Origin of the sequence: Kitasatospora sp. NPDC048722 (assembly GCF_040650235.1) — a bacterium.
GTDB lineage: Bacteria > Actinomycetota > Actinomycetes > Streptomycetales > Streptomycetaceae > Kitasatospora.
Map to the genome: position 1 here is coordinate 1 of NZ_JBEZGX010000191.1, position 1,115 is coordinate 1,115.

Genomic DNA, 1,115 nt, shown 5'->3' on the forward strand with positions numbered 1-1,115 from the left:
AGTTGGTCAGCTCCTGGACGTTCTGCAGCTCCATGAAGCCGAACGGGTTCGTCGAGCCGTACCGGATCGGCAGGCCGAGGCGGGCCAGGCGCTGTCCAAGAACATCACAGTTTACTACGAACCAAAGAAAACACTGGCAGCACCAACTGTGACGCCAAGTACCACTGAACCAGCCCAAACGGTGACTCTGACGGCAAACGCTTCCGCAACGGGCGAAACGGTTCAGTATAGTGCTGATGGTGGCAAGACATATCAGGATGTTCCGGCAGCCGGTGTCACGATCACGGCAAATGGCACCTTCAAGTTTAAGTCGACTGATTTATACGGTAATGAATCACCAGCCGTCGACTATGTTGTCACCAATATCAAGGCCGATGATCCTGCACAATTGCAGGCAGCTAAGCAGGCACTGACTAATCTGATTGCTTCCGCCAAAACGCTAAGTGCCAGCGGTAAGTATGATGATGCCACAACGACTGCTTTAGCAGCGGCAACGCAGAAGGCACAAACGGCGCTTGATCAGACGAACGCCTCAGTTGATTCACTTACTGGTGCCAATCGAGACCTGCAAACTGCGATCAATCAATTAGCTGCCAAGTTACCTGCAGATAAGAAGACTTCGCTGCTTAACCAGTTGCAATCTGTGAAGGCTGCGCTGGGAACGGACTTGGGCAATCAAACTGATCCAATCACTGGCAAAACATTTACTGCAGCGTTAGACGACCTAGTGGCACAAGCTCAAGCAGGTACGCAAACGGACGACCAGCTTCAAGCGACTCTTGCCAAGGTACTTGATGCAGTATTAGCAAAACTTGCGGAGGGTATTAAAGCGGCAACACCGGCTGAGATTGGCAATGCTAAAGATGCTGCAACTGGCAAAACTTGGTATGCCGACATTGCTGACACATTGACGTCTGGTCAAGCCAGTGCTGATGCGTCTGACAAGCTTGCACATTTACAAGCTTTGCAAAGTCTGAAAACGAAGGTGGCAGCTGCCGTTGAAGCGGCCAAGACAGTTGGTAAAGGCGACGATACAACCGGTACTAGCGACAAAGGCGGCGCTCAAGGTACCCCGGCGCCCGCTCCAGGCGACATAGGTAAGGACAAAGGCGATG

Annotated in this window: 1 pseudogene; it reads left to right on the forward strand. The window is 52.2% G+C overall.

What is annotated here, in order from left to right:
• Nucleotides 1–1,115 (forward strand): annotated as a pseudogene (locus AB0C76_RS41485) (peptidase S8); the annotation flags it as partial.